This is a genomic window from Virgibacillus indicus (genome assembly GCF_002266285.1).
Lineage (GTDB): Bacteria > Bacillota > Bacilli > Bacillales > Amphibacillaceae > Virgibacillus_K > Virgibacillus_K indicus.
Genome location: NZ_NPMS01000005.1, coordinates 91,928 through 106,409, shown reverse-complemented (window position 1 = coordinate 106,409; position 14,482 = coordinate 91,928). Strand labels below are relative to the sequence as shown.

12 protein-coding genes are annotated in these 14,482 nt (G+C 37.5%); 8 read left to right on the top strand and 4 right to left on the bottom strand.

Features of this window, described 5'->3' with window-relative positions:
• Positions 1 to 83: 83 nt before the first annotated feature.
• Positions 84 to 476 (bottom strand): hypothetical protein, encoded by a 393-nt coding sequence (locus CIL03_RS11685; protein ID WP_094886046.1) that lies wholly within the window; start codon positions 474 to 476, stop codon positions 84 to 86.
• Positions 477 to 608: 132 nt separating this feature from the next.
• Between CIL03_RS11685 and CIL03_RS11680 the strand changes: the two genes are divergently transcribed.
• Positions 609 to 1,556 (top strand): acetylxylan esterase, encoded by a 948-nt coding sequence (locus CIL03_RS11680; RefSeq protein ID WP_165767948.1) that lies wholly within the window; start codon positions 609 to 611, stop codon positions 1,554 to 1,556.
• 77 nt (positions 1,557 to 1,633) lie between these two features.
• Entirely contained in the window at positions 1,634 to 2,257 is a 624-nt protein-coding gene (locus CIL03_RS11675; RefSeq protein ID WP_094886044.1) for an SGNH/GDSL hydrolase family protein, read from the top strand.
• Between the two features lie 125 nt (positions 2,258 to 2,382).
• Here CIL03_RS11675 and CIL03_RS11670 read toward each other — a convergent pair whose 3' ends face one another.
• Positions 2,383 to 3,252 carry an aldose 1-epimerase family protein gene (locus CIL03_RS11670; RefSeq protein ID WP_094886043.1) on the bottom strand — a complete coding sequence of 290 codons (870 nt, stop codon included), beginning with the start codon at positions 3,250 to 3,252 and terminating at the stop codon, positions 2,383 to 2,385.
• 501 nt (positions 3,253 to 3,753) lie between these two features.
• On the opposite strand from CIL03_RS11670, the gene CIL03_RS11665 reads away from it, so the two are divergent.
• Both CIL03_RS11665 and CIL03_RS11660 read left to right on the top strand, forming a co-directional pair.
• On the top strand, positions 3,754 to 4,701 hold the full coding sequence (locus CIL03_RS11665; RefSeq protein WP_094886042.1) for a DMT family transporter: 948 nt from the start codon (positions 3,754 to 3,756) through the stop codon (positions 4,699 to 4,701).
• Positions 4,702 to 5,058: 357 nt separating this feature from the next.
• Complete coding sequence (locus CIL03_RS11660; RefSeq protein ID WP_094886041.1) at positions 5,059 to 6,228, top strand: ROK family transcriptional regulator; 1,170 nt, start codon at positions 5,059 to 5,061, stop codon at positions 6,226 to 6,228.
• Positions 6,229 to 6,466: 238 nt separating this feature from the next.
• Here the strand turns inward: CIL03_RS11660 and CIL03_RS11655 are convergent, their stop codons facing one another.
• A complete protein-coding gene (locus CIL03_RS11655; RefSeq protein WP_094886040.1) occupies positions 6,467 to 7,504 on the bottom strand; it encodes an aldose epimerase family protein in 1,038 nt (345 codons plus the stop codon).
• Positions 7,504 to 7,638, bottom strand: a complete 135-nt coding sequence (locus tag CIL03_RS20255) for a hypothetical protein (protein ID WP_276282947.1) — start codon at positions 7,636 to 7,638, stop codon at positions 7,504 to 7,506. The genes CIL03_RS11655 and CIL03_RS20255 overlap by 1 nt, the downstream gene beginning before the upstream one ends.
• Before the next feature lie 477 nt (positions 7,639 to 8,115).
• Here CIL03_RS20255 and CIL03_RS11650 point away from each other — a divergent pair, with 477 nt between their 5' ends.
• The 4 genes from CIL03_RS11650 to CIL03_RS11635 all read left to right on the top strand — a co-directional run bounded on the left by CIL03_RS11650 (position 8,116) and on the right by CIL03_RS11635 (position 14,387).
• Complete coding sequence (locus tag CIL03_RS11650) at positions 8,116 to 10,206, top strand: helix-turn-helix domain-containing protein (RefSeq protein ID WP_240508058.1); 2,091 nt, start codon at positions 8,116 to 8,118, stop codon at positions 10,204 to 10,206.
• Positions 10,207 to 10,498: 292 nt separating this feature from the next.
• Complete coding sequence (locus tag CIL03_RS11645; protein ID WP_094886038.1) at positions 10,499 to 11,887, top strand: sulfatase family protein; 1,389 nt, start codon at positions 10,499 to 10,501, stop codon at positions 11,885 to 11,887.
• A gap of 139 nt (positions 11,888 to 12,026) precedes the next feature.
• On the top strand, positions 12,027 to 12,737 hold the full coding sequence (locus CIL03_RS11640; RefSeq protein ID WP_094886037.1) for a glycerophosphodiester phosphodiesterase: 711 nt from the start codon (positions 12,027 to 12,029) through the stop codon (positions 12,735 to 12,737).
• A gap of 546 nt (positions 12,738 to 13,283) precedes the next feature.
• The gene (locus tag CIL03_RS11635; RefSeq protein WP_420855416.1) at positions 13,284 to 14,387 is read left to right on the top strand and encodes a zinc-binding dehydrogenase; all 1,104 of its coding nucleotides are present in this window, start codon (positions 13,284 to 13,286) and stop codon (positions 14,385 to 14,387) included.
• Positions 14,388 to 14,482 lie beyond the last annotated feature (95 nt).

Genomic DNA, 14,482 nt, shown 5'->3' with positions numbered 1-14,482 from the left:
CTTAATTCAGCTGAGAATTCTACTATTAAATAAAAATGAGTTATGGACTACCATTGGGGTGTCTATAACTCATTTTAAAATTATCACAGTTCCTTAACCGTTATTGCAGCCGAATAATTCGTTACCCTGCAGTCCTCAAGATCCTCCTCCTTCAATAACCCTAGACTCACAGCCGCATTTATCTTCTCATCATCCGGTTTTCTTACAATCTTAATCAGCTCATTCATATTCAATTCATCCAGTCTCGCAATGGTCACGTCAGTATTAAATTTTTCAGACTTCCGGATTTGTCTTTGCAGTTTGAAGCCATTGTGAGTAAATTCACCCTTCGTCTGCGGTCCTGCTTCACTGTCAAAATACGTGTGAAATAACTTTTTTAAATGATTCATTTCCTGTTCGATTTCTTTTTTTCTTCTATTAAGATCATAATATTTCCTCAGCATATCACCGGTCAGTAATGTATCATTGCTGTTCATCCTATTCCCTCCCAAAAAACAATTAGATAGTTAATCTTATTGCTTTGCGGCAGTGAATATTACTGCTTGTCTAAATAAACTGCTTCTGATACATTCAAACTATTACTAATTTTCTACTGGGGGAGAAAAGGCGTGTTACATATAAAACAAACGATAGAGGAACTTAAATCATACCAGCCTGAACGTACAAGCAAACCGGATCATCATGATTTCTGGAGCCAAACACTGTCTGAAGCAAAAAAGAAACCCTTGCGTGCGAAATTAACGGATCTGAATTATCCAATCAAGCAAATTACGGCGTATGAACTAACCTATCATGGCTTTGATGAAACACCGATACATGCGCATTACATCCTGCCGAAAGAACATAATGAAAAATTGCCTTGTCTATTATTTTTTCATGGATATTCCATGAGTAAACATTCTGTTTCAAATTATATGCAATGGCTCATCCAGGGGTATGCTGTCATAGCAGTGGATTGCAGGGGACAGGGCAAAAGTGGTGACTTTTCCAGTTATACCTCAGATAGTCTTGGAACCTGGGTAACGAAGGGGATCCTGGATAAAGAAGAATATTATTATCGTAAGGTTTACACAGATGGTGTCCGTGCAATAGATTTTGCCTGCTCTCGACCTGAAATAGACCCAGATCGCATTGGTGTTATCGGAGGAAGCATGGGTGGAGGCATCACACTGGCTGTTGCGGCATTGGATGACCGGCCAAAGCTAGCAATTGCTGATATGCCGAATATGTGCGATATCCCCCTCGCAATCGAGCAGAAATTCGAGGGTTCCTTAACATTTGTTGAAAAATTTTTGCACCAATATCCGGAACATATAGAATTGGTATATGAAAATCTCACATACTTTGATAATTTAAATCTGAGTGAATCTATTACATGCAAAACCCGAATCTCACAAGGGTTAAAGGATCTGATCTGTCCGCCGATGCCAGCATTTGGAGTGTATAATCTTATAACGGCACCGAAATCCATGGAAATATATCCATTTACAGCACATGACATGAGCATGGTTGAGCATGTGGATAAGACGATTGAATTTGTAAATGAAAATTTATAATATAGGCAATTGAATAGAGCAAGACCTGCAAAAAAGATTTTATAAAGTAACTTCAATAATAAAGTGAGGTATTTTCAATGAAACATATTCTTTTCATCGGCGACAGCATTACTGAAAGTGGTAAACAAGGGGACCTTGACAATATTGGCAATGGATATGTAAGAATAATACATGATTACTTGAAAACGGTCCATCTGACTGAACAAATTAAGATTACAAACAAAGGGATAAGCGGAAACCGAATCAGTGATTTAGCTGCCAGGTGGCGGGAGGATGTGCTTGAACTTAATCCGGATATTCTATCTATTTCTATTGGTATTAATGATGTATGGCGTCAAATCGATAATCCGCAAATGAAGCAGATCCATCCAGCTGAATTTGAAATGATTTATAATGATTTATTAACCCAGGTTCGCTCCAAGACTGATGCAAGTATTGTATTAATGGAACCAACAATTATTGAAGAGGACGTCCATTCACAGGGAAATAAGAAATTAGTGGAATATGTGGAGATAGTAAATGGTCTGGCTGAGAAATTCGAAGCTATTGTTGTCCCGTCACATTTAGCTTTTCTAGGCTATTTAAATGCAGACAGGAACTACAATGTAACAATAGATGGCGTACATATGAACTCTGCAGGTAATATGCTGATGGCTGCGACTTGGCTGGAAGCAGCTAAAGGCTTGCTGGATAAGCAATGATGCCGGTGATAGAAAAATCCCCCTCAAGTTTTTAAGCTGAGGGGGCCAATGACAGCTGGATTTTCACTTATTATTTAGTATGCACAGAAAACCCCGGGCTTATGATTCAATTTAGCAGCGAAATACTACTTAAATCGAATCCCATACTCACTTCGAAACGTTCCGCCTGGCTCAAGCTTATTAATTCCAAACTTTTCCTTGAGGTTTCCAGTAGTATTAACTGTATCCGCAATCCCATACCAGGGCTCGATGCAGATAAATGGAGCAATTGTCCCGTCTTGTTTGTTATATTTTGACCAGATTCCGGCAAAGGGGAAATCCTTCATGGTTACTTCAACACCGTGATTTCCAGATTCCAGTGTCACCAGATCAATATTGCCGTAAATAAGAGCGTCATTTTTGAAAAGGGATGCTGCGAGCTTAATACTCTTGTGGCCCGACACCCCTTTTTCCTGAATGAATGAATCCTTTAATTCGTACTCTTTCGCTGCTTTATTTTTAGCGGGATTTAATGTTAACCTGTACTCCTCCAATGATTCTCCCTCCAGCAGCGGCACTCGGAATGCAGGGTGGCCGCCAATGGAAAAGTACATTTCATCATTGTTCACATTTGTAATCTCCCAGCCGATCATAAGCGAATCCTCTTTTAGTTCATAATGAATTACTGCCCTGAATTCATATGGGTAAATATCGGTGAATTTACCTTCAGAATGAAATACAAAAGAGACTTCATCCGCCTTTTGCTCAGCCACCTCAAATTCCACGTCGCGTAGGAACCCATGCTGCTTCATACTGTAGGTCTTGCTCTCCAGTTGATATTGATCTTTTTTTAAACGGCCGACAATTGGGAACAAAACTGGTGACACACGCCCCCAGTAACGTTCATCGCCAGTCCACATATAACTAAGGCCATTCTTTTTATGCTTGACCTCCCTTACTTCAGCCCCATGGAGTGAAATGCCAGCTTCAAGCCAATTATTTTCGATAATGATCATTATTATCCCTCGTTTAAATTGAATTTTATTCTGCAGACAAGTATAGCAAATAATTTTCTCAGATGCAGTGTACAGGTGAAATCAATGCAGGAGAAGTAAGTTAGCGGTTACTTCTCCTGCAGCAGTTTATAATTAGCTGCTCGCAATGCATTCGTACTTAATCGTGCTGATAGTTGAATCAAGATAATTTTCTCAAGTTACCTCTGAATGAAATTTCACTTTATTGAGTTCATAATATTTTTTGACCATCTCACCAACATTACCAGTCATCCTGTTTCCTCCTTAAATACTGCTAGCTAGTTAACCCTGTTAGAAGGATAAAGAGATTATACTGTTGAATTTATGCTATAATGTAAGGCTAGAATGAATGGTTTGGAATGGTGGGGAGGACAAAAAAAGGAGCCGGAAAGCTCAACCGCCAGACAGACATTAAAATATTTAATGAATCACGCCAGATCCAAGAGGTCTATTAACATTTATACATCGCAGGAGATGACTTACATGAACAGATTGTTTAAAAAGAAATGGCTCGTAGTCTGTATCGCTTTATTCTGTTCCGTATTATGGGGCAGTGCTTTTCCAGTTTTAAAATTAAGCTATGAAGAAATACAGATGGCGCCAGATGATACAATAGCGAAACTCGTATTTGCAGGGATGCGTTTTCTGTTAGCCGGATTAATTATTTTGATAGGATTATTTATTTTCAATCGGAGACATCTTTTCGTTACGAAGAGACAGTTTCTTTTTCTTATTATACTTGGTATTATCCAAACCGGCCTGCAATATTACTTTTTCTATAATGGGCTTGCAAAAGTGTCTGGAATGCAAGGAGCAATATTATCGTCAAGCGGAATATTTATTACGGTCTTATTGGCCCACTTTTTCTATTCGAATGACCGGCTGAATGCGAAAAAAGCTTTCGGGTTAGCAGCTGGTTTTATTGGAATAATTGTCGCTAACTGGGGACAGGAGCTGCAGCTGAGTTTCCAATTGACTGGGGAAGGATATATGATATTAGCTGCGCTGACAAGTGCTATCGCGACAATTATGGCAAAGGAATTGGCTGTAGGGATACATCCATTTGCGATAACAGGATGGCAGTTAACCATCGGAGCAGGGCTTATGCTGGTAATTGGTCTGCCACAGTTAAATGAAAATGCAATGACATTTACACCGCTTGGCTGGGGGCTGTTCATTTATTCCGCACTGCTGTCTGCTGCAGCATTTGGACTTTGGTATTCGCTTTTAAAATTCAATAAAGCTGGTGAAATTACCATGTACAAATTTATTACGCCGGTTTCAGGTGCAGTTTTATCAGCTATGTTTATACCGGGCGAGAAATTGAATTTGTTTATTTTGTCCGCATTGGTGCTGGTGGCGCTAGGGATTATTGCGGTTAATTATAATGGGCGTGTGAAGAGGGGAGCGGTGCGGAAGGAATCTGGTTAAGAAACAAGCAGAAATGTAATTTTAAGTTAATTTTGCTGGTACAGTAAAGTTGAGAGAAAGGAGAGGAAACTTGAAAGAAGATCACTTGAACTTGAGAGATAATGGCTGAAAGTTGAGAGATAAACAGAAAAACTTCCGTTATGTCTTAACTAAACAAGGTTGTCTCAACTTGCAACATTAGCTCTCAACTTAACAAAACTCCGCATCCAACCTCAATCACAAACTCGAAGAAAGAAGCTTCAAGACTATAACCCAAATATAAATCAGGAAGCTTTACTCAATTTCTTTATTAAAATATTCAAATATAATATACTTAATACCAACTTAATTAATTTAACTAAATTGGGAGGAGCATTTATGCAGCGCGGCACCTTTGAGTTAATGAAATCAGTAAATAAATCAATCATTTTAAATAAAATACGTACATCCGCACCTATTTCCAGAGCACAAATTGCGAAGGAAACGAAGCTTACACCTCCGACTGTCAGCAGTATTGTGAAAGAACTGATCGAGCAGGAGATCGTGAGAGAAAGTTCTCTTGGAGAGTCTAAAGGCGGAAGAAAACCTACAATGCTTCTCATAAACAGTGATGCATTTTATGTTATTGGTGTGGACGCGGGGCCTGAAAATGTTGCCTGTGTACTTGCAGATTTATCGGGAAAAATATATGAACGAAATTCCAGCAGACTGGAACTCCCGATTACAAATGAGCAGTTCATCGAGATTTTAAAAGGAAATATACATAAATTGCTGCAATCATTAACGACAATAAAAGATAAAATTATTGGAATAGGTGTGGCGATGCATGGTGTTGTAGATGTGGAAGAAGGTACATCGCTGATAGCACCTAACTTGAATTTGAGAAACATTCCAATAAAGGCTGAGCTGGAGCAGGAGTTCAATTTGGTCGTCAATGTTGAGAATGATGCCCGGGCTATGGCTCTGGGTGAATCATGGTTTGGCGGTCATGGTGAAGTGGACAGTATGGTTGCAGTCAATATTGGCCGTGGTGTTGGTTCAGGTGTAGTAGTTAACGGAAAGCTCTATCATGGTGCACAGGATATTGCTGGTGAGTTTGGCCATATGACAGTTGATATAAATGGACCTGAATGTTCGTGTGGTAACCGTGGCTGCTTGCAAGCATTCGTCAGCGGCTCTGCAATTGTCAAAAAAGCTAAAACAAATATACAGTCTGCACCAGATTCATTAACAGGAGAAGAAATTTACAAATCAGCACATGCTGGAGACGGTGCTTACATAGAAATTCTCGAATATACCGGTCAAATCATTGGTATCGGGTTGACGAATCTGATTCACTTGATAAATCCTGAAAAAATTGTTTTGGGTGGGGGAGTAATGAAAAGTGAGAAATTCATTTTACCTTTTATCAAACAAACGATTGATCAAATGGCTCTGACCCCTGAAGCAAAGCTGACAGAAGTAACGGTTACCAGTCTTGGTGATGATGCAACATTATTAGGTGCAGTTTCACTTCTGCTGGTGGAGTTATTTGATCCGGTTATATAAAGTGAAACTTCATTCGGTGGGGGTTTCCCTATCTCCCCCACTGAATGTTAGTTGAACAGAATCGGACCTTTACGGGCAGTTGATCCCCCACTTATCTTCTTTGGCTTTACTTTTAAATCTTGAAGTGGGGGTCTTACTGCCCGTTAAGGCGGGATAAAAGCAAAAAGGCTATCTTCTTGAATAACCGTTTTGCTTTTCAAATTTCAGCATTTCCCGGGAAATAATAACAAATTCCGATTTATTCCTCTACACCAAATGAAAAAAATGTACGTTTATTATATTCTTTATCTGCTTTTAGAATCACACTCGGAAAGCCCTTATAATGTAAAGAGGCAGGTGAGGCTTGAGTTTCAAAGCATACACCAAGATGCTTTCTTGAAAGACCTTCAGCTAATTCAAGCTTACCGTCCAAACCGTTTGATGTATACATGACCATTCCGGGCTGATCTGTTTTTATTGTTAGAACACGTCCTGATTGCTTTTCATATACAATCACATTTTCTTCCTTTATATTATCAAAAATAAAATTGTGATCATAACCCCCGCCAGCAATCTTGTTTTGTTTCGAATTATCCTTAAACCCATCTTCCAAAAATCGGCCATTTCGAAAATCAAAGGAAGTTCCACTGACATCGATTAAGCTTCCGGTTGGAATCAGCTCTTCATCCAGTTCGACAAATTTCCCGCTGTCCATTGTCACATGATGCTGATGAACGGTGTTTTTTATATTTCCACTTAGATTGAAATAAGAATGATTTGTCAATGTGAGTGGAGTAGTTTGGTCACTGGCTGCTGAATAATCAATAATAAACTGATTTTCATTATTAAGCGTATAGGTCACTTCGATATCTGCAGTTCCAGGATAACCACCTTCACCATCCGGAGATTTATGTGTCAACTTTAGCCCGACAGTGTCACCTGTTTGAAAAGCTTCCACATTCCATATGACCTGGTGAAATCCGGCAGACCCTCCATGGAGATGATTTTTTCCTTCATTTTCTTCCAGCATGTATTTTTGTTCATTTAGTTCAAATGAAGCATCCTGTATTCTTCCGGCAACAGGGCCGATGAGAGCACCAAAATAATTGGAATTCGACTCATAATCCGCATAATTTTTAAATCCCAGTACAACATTTTCTAAGTTTCCATTACGGTCAGGAACAAGAATTCTGGTGATGATTCCGCCATAGTTAAGGGCGCTGACTGTCATGCCCTGGTTGTTTGTCAGAGTGAATTCTTGCCATTCTGCGTGAACCTTTTTTGATTCGATTTTCATTATTTTACCACCTGCTTATTTAATGTCTGGATAAATCTTCCGAATGCTTGCTGATCCTTGAAGACACCAGCATCTTCAAGCACTCTCGCGATTTTTTTCAGCTCTTTCTCTGAAATTTCATCTGCTCTGCCCATTCAAGCTATACATACTGACACTTATCATAATATCCCCTGTAACTTCCTTATAAATGCGAGGTTTAAGCCATGAAATAAATTCATAGAAATAACCTCTTTGAATATATAAGTATCTTTTAACAATCCTCTCTACTAAAATGACTATTTACGTTTTCATTGGAGTGATGTATTATTATTTTAACAAAATCTAATGTAACAATCTCTTAAACTATCTAAATACTATAATAAAATAGGGTAATATAGAATTTTCCTATTTAAAATTGCAATTAGCGGCTAGGAAGACCTGGAAAATTCTTTTGAAGTGAGTGAATAATATTGTTTAATAAAAGGTCATTTCTTTTGTATAGATATTTGCTGTCTTACTTGATTATTTTTTTAATTCCATATTTAACGATAAGTATAGTCTTTTACCAAATGTCTGTACAGAGCCTTCGAGAGGAAATTGTACAGTCTAATACTGAAAAGATAGAACAAGTTATGGATTTTTCAGACTCCAGAATGCAAGAGTTGGAAAATATTGCAACTAGAATTTCATTAGATCATCGTCTTACTCCATACATGATAAGTCATCCGTATTATAGTAAGGAAGCAATTGAAGAATTAAAATCATATAAAGTTAATAGTTCTTTTATTGATGGACTATATTTATATTATCATGAAGGTGACCAGGTTTATTCCCCAAGAGGCAGCAGTTCGATGAATACGTTAGTTAACTTGGTATATGAAATTAAAGAAGATGAGATTGCTAAATTTAAAACAGATATGGAAACGGTTACAGAGGCGACAGTACATCCAGTGAGTCTTATTTCAGATAACAATGAGCAAAATCATATCATTTCTTATTTGTATCCGATCCCAACGAATAACACATTTGCTATTGGTACACTGGCATTTCTTGTTAAAGAATCGACATTAAAAAAATTAACGCAGAATGTATTAGGTGAGTTTAAAGGTAACATGTATATATTTAATGAGGATAATGAATTACTTGCATCCAGTAGCACAGGTGAAAAGTTAGGTGCAGAGAAGGTGCAAAAACTGGCAAAGGGCGAAACAGGTGTCTTGGATAAAACAATAAACAAAGAAAATTATTCACTTGTAACAGTTCGCTCTGAGATAAGTGATTGGACTTTTGTGACGGCAATGCCTACTGCCCAGTTTTATGGAAAAATGGATAGCTTGAAATTAACAATCATTATAATACTTTCAATAATTGCTCTAATTGGTATCCTAACAACAGTATTTATGTCATTTCGCCAATACAAACCTATTCAGAGCCTTGCTCAATCTTTACTAACAAAATCAAAAGAGAATTTGCATCGAAAAGAACATAAAGATGAATTGAAGAGCATCCAGGAAGCTATCGAGTTAATGCATGAAGATAGTGAACAATTACATAAAAAAATGAAGGTGCACCAACCACTTATAAAAGATCAATTATTATCCTTACTATTAAAAGGTGATATAAAAAGGAAAACGGAAATAAATGACCTGTTAGTTGATTTAGAGATAAGTTTTAATGGAGACAGCTTCTTTATTGTATTAGTTTCTTTTAAAGACAGAATAATGGAGCATGAATCATTGCAAAGCAGAGAGAAAGTATTAGAATTGCTAACAACGATTTCTTATGAAGACTGTGTCGGTTATGGAGTGGAATTAATTCATGATAATGCAGTGGCAATTATTGTAAATATTAATGAAAATGATAAGGATGTAAATGAGATTCAGCTAGATTTTGTAAAGGAATTGAGAAAGAAACTAAAGGAATACTGTAAAGAAATGCCAACTGTAGGTATAGGGAAAATTTATGAAGGGTTAGATTGGATTAATCGCTCATTTATTGAAGCCAGTGCCTCTATAGAATATAATCTTTTAAACAATAATGAAAGTGCGATTTACTTTGAAAATATTACAACTGCAGAAGGGAATCCATTTTGGTATCCTGCAGAAGATCAGGCTAAATTTATTCAAAGTTTAAAACAAGGTGATAAAATAGTTGCTAGAGAAACGTTAAAGAATATCATTACGAATGTAAAGGAACAAGATGCATCTTTATATATGTTACGATGTATGTGTTTTGACATTATCAATACAGTTTTAAAAAACACACTGGAATTAGGTATCAGCTTTAGTGTCGAGCAGATTCAAAGTCTAACTGAGTTCAAAACGTTAGAGAATCTTGAAGAAATACTAAATAAGTTAATAGTAGATATTTGTGATGAAGTTGAAGAGAGAAAAGAAAGCCATAATAATTTGCTTCGGGATAACATATTGAATTATATTCATAAAAATTATAAATCACATGAGTTAAGCCTGGAGTTTACAGCCGAAAGCTTCCAATTATCGGCATCGTACCTTAGCAGATTTGTGAAGGAGCAAACTGGAAAAACGTTTACTCAGTTTGTTTGGCAGTTACGCAATGAGGAATTTAAAAGACAGTTAAAAGAAACTGACAAGCCAATTAAGAAGATTGTTCTGGATATTGGCTATGTAGATGTTGCGAACTTTACAAGAAAGTTTAAAAAGGAGGAAGGAGTTACTCCTGGTCAGTACAGGAATCACCATTAATTTTAAATGAAATATTTTTTGTAAGAACTAACACAGTAAGTGCAAAAGTCACATATCAACAAGGGGCTTATCTTATGCTATGATTTTTTCAGAAAGTAGTGAAAAGATGGAAGGTATAGATAGCTTGTTAGTTGAATGTGATTTTTTTATTTCATAAAGTCTCGTGCTATATCTATAAACTGCGACGTAACGGTGGGTTGCGCCCGTTTTGTATATGCTATGTCTGCAGCCGGGACCTAAACTTTTAGAATGCAGCCTTATCCCACAATAATTTTCTTGGAAGGAGAAAAAAATGAACTCTAAGCAACCAAATATCCTATTCATAATGAGTGATGATCATGCATCACAGGCAATCAGCAGCTACAATAATCGATTGATTGAAACACCAAACATTGATCGAATAGCTGATGAGGGAATGCGTTTCGACAATGTTTACTGTACAAATGCACTATGCGCACCGAGCAGGGCTGCTATTCTTACTGGCCAGTACAGTCATATAAACGGTGTAAGGGGATTATCTGATGACTTTGACGGGGAACAGCAGACATTTCCTAAGCTTTTGCAGAAAAATGGTTATGAAACTGCTATTGTAGGAAAATGGCATTTGGGGCATGGCGGAAATAGCGATCCTACCGGGTTTGACTATTGGAACATCTTTCCTGGTCAAGGAAAGTATCATGATCCAACGATGATAGAAATGGGAAAAAAGAAAGTAATAGAAGGCTATGCAACAGATTTAATCACAGACTATTCTATAAACTGGCTTAATTCAAGAGATCACGAAAGGCCTTTTATGATGATGGTTCACCATAAGGCACCGCATCGTCCATGGCAACCGCCGGAAAAATATGCAACACTATTTAAAGAAAGGGAATTTGGTGAACCGGTTAATTTCGATGATAATTATCAAAATCGAGCTGATGCAGCTATGAAGGCTGATATGCGCATCGAAGATTTAACAGAGGATGATGTAAAAGAAAAACCGCCTGAGGGATTAACATTAAAGGAAGTAAAAAAGTGGAAATATCAGCGCTATATCAAAGACTATTTACGATGTGTTGTTTCCATTGATGATAATGTTGGAAGGCTGTTAAACTACCTTGACGACCATGATTTATCTGAAAACACAATTGTTGTCTATACCTCTGATCAGGGATTCTTTTTAGGGGAACATGGATGGTATGATAAGCGTTTCATGTATGAGGAATCATTACGCATGCCTTTTGTCATGCGTTATCCTAAGGAGATTAACCCGAAAAGCACATCAAATAAAATGATTATCAATAATGATTTTGCGCCAACTTTTTTGGATTATGCAGGTGCAGATTCTGGGGAACCAATGCAGGGAGAAAGTTTTCGTTTAATTGCTCAAGGGATAAATCCTGTTGACTGGCGGACATCTGTCTACTACCGGTACTGGGAACACTTAACTACTCATAATGTTGTTGCTCATTATGGTATACGTACGGAAAAATATAAACTCATTTATTACTATGGGGATCCATTAGATGTAAAAGGTGCAGTTCCTGAGAAAACAAAGCCGGAATGGGAATTATTCGATTTGGAGAAGGATCAATTAGAAATGAATAATGTTTATAATGATCCATCCTATTTGGATATAGTGAGTGAATTGAAAGCGGAATTATCTGGGCTGCGGGAGAAATATAAGGAAACCATGTAGGTAATGATTGGTTAGCAAAAATGGGAAAATTAGAAACTCGCTGCCGCCAGCGGAGAATGACAAAACAAATGGCAAAATTCGTTGAGTTTCATTTGCCAATTATTTAAGACGTGATTATCAAGTAAAGGGAGAGTATTTAATGAAAATTAAAGCGCTTGCACATCGTGGCTATCCGATAAAGTATCCAGAAAATACAATAGCCTCTTATCAGGCTGCTCTTAATCTAAATTTTACCCATGTTGAGCTGGATGTTCAATTAAGTAAAGATGGAATACCTGTCTTAATGCATGATTCAACTATTGACCGGACTACAAATGGACAGGGGATGGTGAAGGAATACACTCTTGAAGAACTAAGAAGTTTCCAGGTCGGTGAAGGGGAAAAGATTCCTACTTTAGAGGAAGCGCTGTTATTTGCTAAAGATAAAATATTTGTAAGTATTGAATTAAAACAAAAAGGGGATTTGTACATCGGGATAGAGGAGGCTGTGCTCAATGTTATTCAGAAAACAGGGATGCTGAAACAAGTCTACGTGAACTCTTTTGATCATTATGCTATCGCGAAAATGCGAAGCCTGTCTGATGACATAGAATTAGGAATTATTCAACATGGTGCTTCCCCAGCGGTTATACCATTTATGAAGCAAATAAATGCAACCTATTTATCTTTAAGGATTGAATATTTAACAAAAGAATATGCTAAATCGTGTAAAGAAGCAGGTATAACAATTGTCGTTTGGCCTGTTGATAATGAAGAGCAGTTTATAAAGGCAATGAACTATCAAAATGTTCTTTGTACGACAAATGAGCTGGAACGTTTTAAATCGCTCTATGCAAGGTATTTTACATAATGAATTAGGGCTGTTTTCTAGAAGAATGGGACTGCACACTGCACGTTCATCGAAATTGTTGTTTTTAACATAATTTGAATAAACTGCGTACTACTTAGCATCTGCAAGAATCGCCGTTCGGGATCGCTGCGGGCGGATGCTTTCCGCGGGCACGGCCTCAGCCTCCTCGAGAAAACCACTCTGCGGGGTCTTCGGACACGTGCTATTCCCGCAGGAGTCACCGCCCTGCGCTCACCCGAACTGGTGAGGTGGTTCTATGCTTGTTTTGAATATTATTGCACTTTATCGGCAGTAACCTGAATACTAGCGGAGGAAATACACGAAGACTCCTGTGGGAAAGCGAAGACGATAAGACCCCACAGGGAGCGTTCTTTGCGACCGAGGAGGCTCATCGCGAGCCCGCGGAAAGCGAAGTGTATTTCCGCAGTGGTGGCTCAATTACCATTTAAAGTTATGTCGTAGTTTACATCAACTGAGGGGTTAAAAATAAACAAGCATTATAAACAGTCTAAACTAAAAAAATGAATAATAATAAAAGGAGGTGCTATTATTACACATAAGAATATTGTTTCAACTGCATTTCGATTAGTAAAACCAGGTTCATTCGAAAAAGTTGAAATTCATCATACGCTGAATGAAAGAGATGTCGAAGTTGTACCATATTTAGCTAGTGTATGCCATGCCGATTTGCGATATTTTACTGGGAACCGGAGAAAGAAAGCGATCGAGGAAAAATTACCAATGGCTTTGTTTCATGAGGGATTAGGAATTGTAGAAAGCTCACTTCATCCAGATTTCAACAAAGGGGATCGGGTTGTCATTGTACCTAGCATTCCTGGTTATGTGTTGAATAATACATCCAGGAAAGCATGTTGTACAAATTGCCAAAATGGTGGTCATCCAAACTACTGCTTAAACGGTGAATTTTTAGGGAGTGGTTATGATGGAATCGGTCAGAGTAATCTAGTAATTGGGGGAGATAATTTAGTTCTGGTACCTGAAGAAATCGATGATAATATTGCTATATTAACTGAATTATGCTCCGTTTCTTTATGTGCTATTAATCAAGTTGAAAATTTACTGCTTACAAAAGAAGGCAAAGTAGCCGTTTTTGGAGACGGCCCAGTAGGCTATTTAACAGCAACAGCACTTCATTATATTTATGAAATAGCAAAAGAGAATCTATTAGTTTTTGGGGCGATACCAGAAAAGATCGCTCAGTTCGAAAGCTTTGCTATGACTGCACTAGTAGAAGATTTTGATTTTGAAAGTGAAAGTGGGGTACATACAGTGTTTGAATGTACAGGTGGTAAGTTTAGTTCTAGTGCAATTAATCAATCGATTGATCTAATTGCCAGGGAGGGCACATTGGTTTTAATGGGAGTCTCCGAAGAATTGGTACCAATAAATACAAGAGATATTTTAGAAAAGGGGATACGATTAAAAGGTAGCTCACGTAGTACCACCGATGAATTCAGGAAATTAATGAAAGCATTTAAAAATAAAGAATATCAACAAGCACTTCAAAGACTAATCCCTGAAAAGTCATATTCAATAAAGACAACTGAAGATTTAACAAAAGCGATGAATGATGCTGCAGCACATAAAAGTTGGAGAAAAACAAACCTCTCATTTGACTGGGATCAATGAAGTGATTAACTATAAAATAGGTACAAACTCCTTAGGCGTAATAAGTCTTTGGAGTTTTTTTGTCATTCTAAACTTTACTTTAACTTTGTTAATAA

Excerpts from the sequence above, each read along its gene's own strand:
- CIL03_RS11645 (WP_094886038.1), top strand. The coding sequence starts at position 10,499 with ATGAACTCTAAGCAACCAAATATCCTATTCATAATGAGTGATGATCAT.
- CIL03_RS11640 (WP_094886037.1), top strand. The coding sequence starts at position 12,027 with ATGAAAATTAAAGCGCTTGCACATCGTGGCTATCCGATAAAGTATCCA.
- CIL03_RS11660 (WP_094886041.1), top strand. The coding sequence starts at position 5,059 with ATGCAGCGCGGCACCTTTGAGTTAATGAAATCAGTAAATAAATCAATC.
- CIL03_RS11655 (WP_094886040.1), bottom strand. The coding sequence starts at position 7,504 with ATGAAAATCGAATCAAAAAAGGTTCACGCAGAATGGCAAGAATTCACT.
- CIL03_RS11685 (WP_094886046.1), bottom strand. The coding sequence starts at position 476 with ATGAACAGCAATGATACATTACTGACCGGTGATATGCTGAGGAAATAT.
- CIL03_RS11670 (WP_094886043.1), bottom strand. The coding sequence starts at position 3,252 with ATGATCATTATCGAAAATAATTGGCTTGAAGCTGGCATTTCACTCCAT.
- CIL03_RS11675 (WP_094886044.1), top strand. The coding sequence starts at position 1,634 with ATGAAACATATTCTTTTCATCGGCGACAGCATTACTGAAAGTGGTAAA.
- CIL03_RS11650 (WP_240508058.1), top strand. The coding sequence starts at position 8,116 with ATGGATTTTTCAGACTCCAGAATGCAAGAGTTGGAAAATATTGCAACT.
- CIL03_RS11665 (WP_094886042.1), top strand. The coding sequence starts at position 3,754 with ATGAACAGATTGTTTAAAAAGAAATGGCTCGTAGTCTGTATCGCTTTA.
- CIL03_RS20255 (WP_276282947.1), bottom strand. The coding sequence starts at position 7,638 with ATGGGCAGAGCAGATGAAATTTCAGAGAAAGAGCTGAAAAAAATCGCG.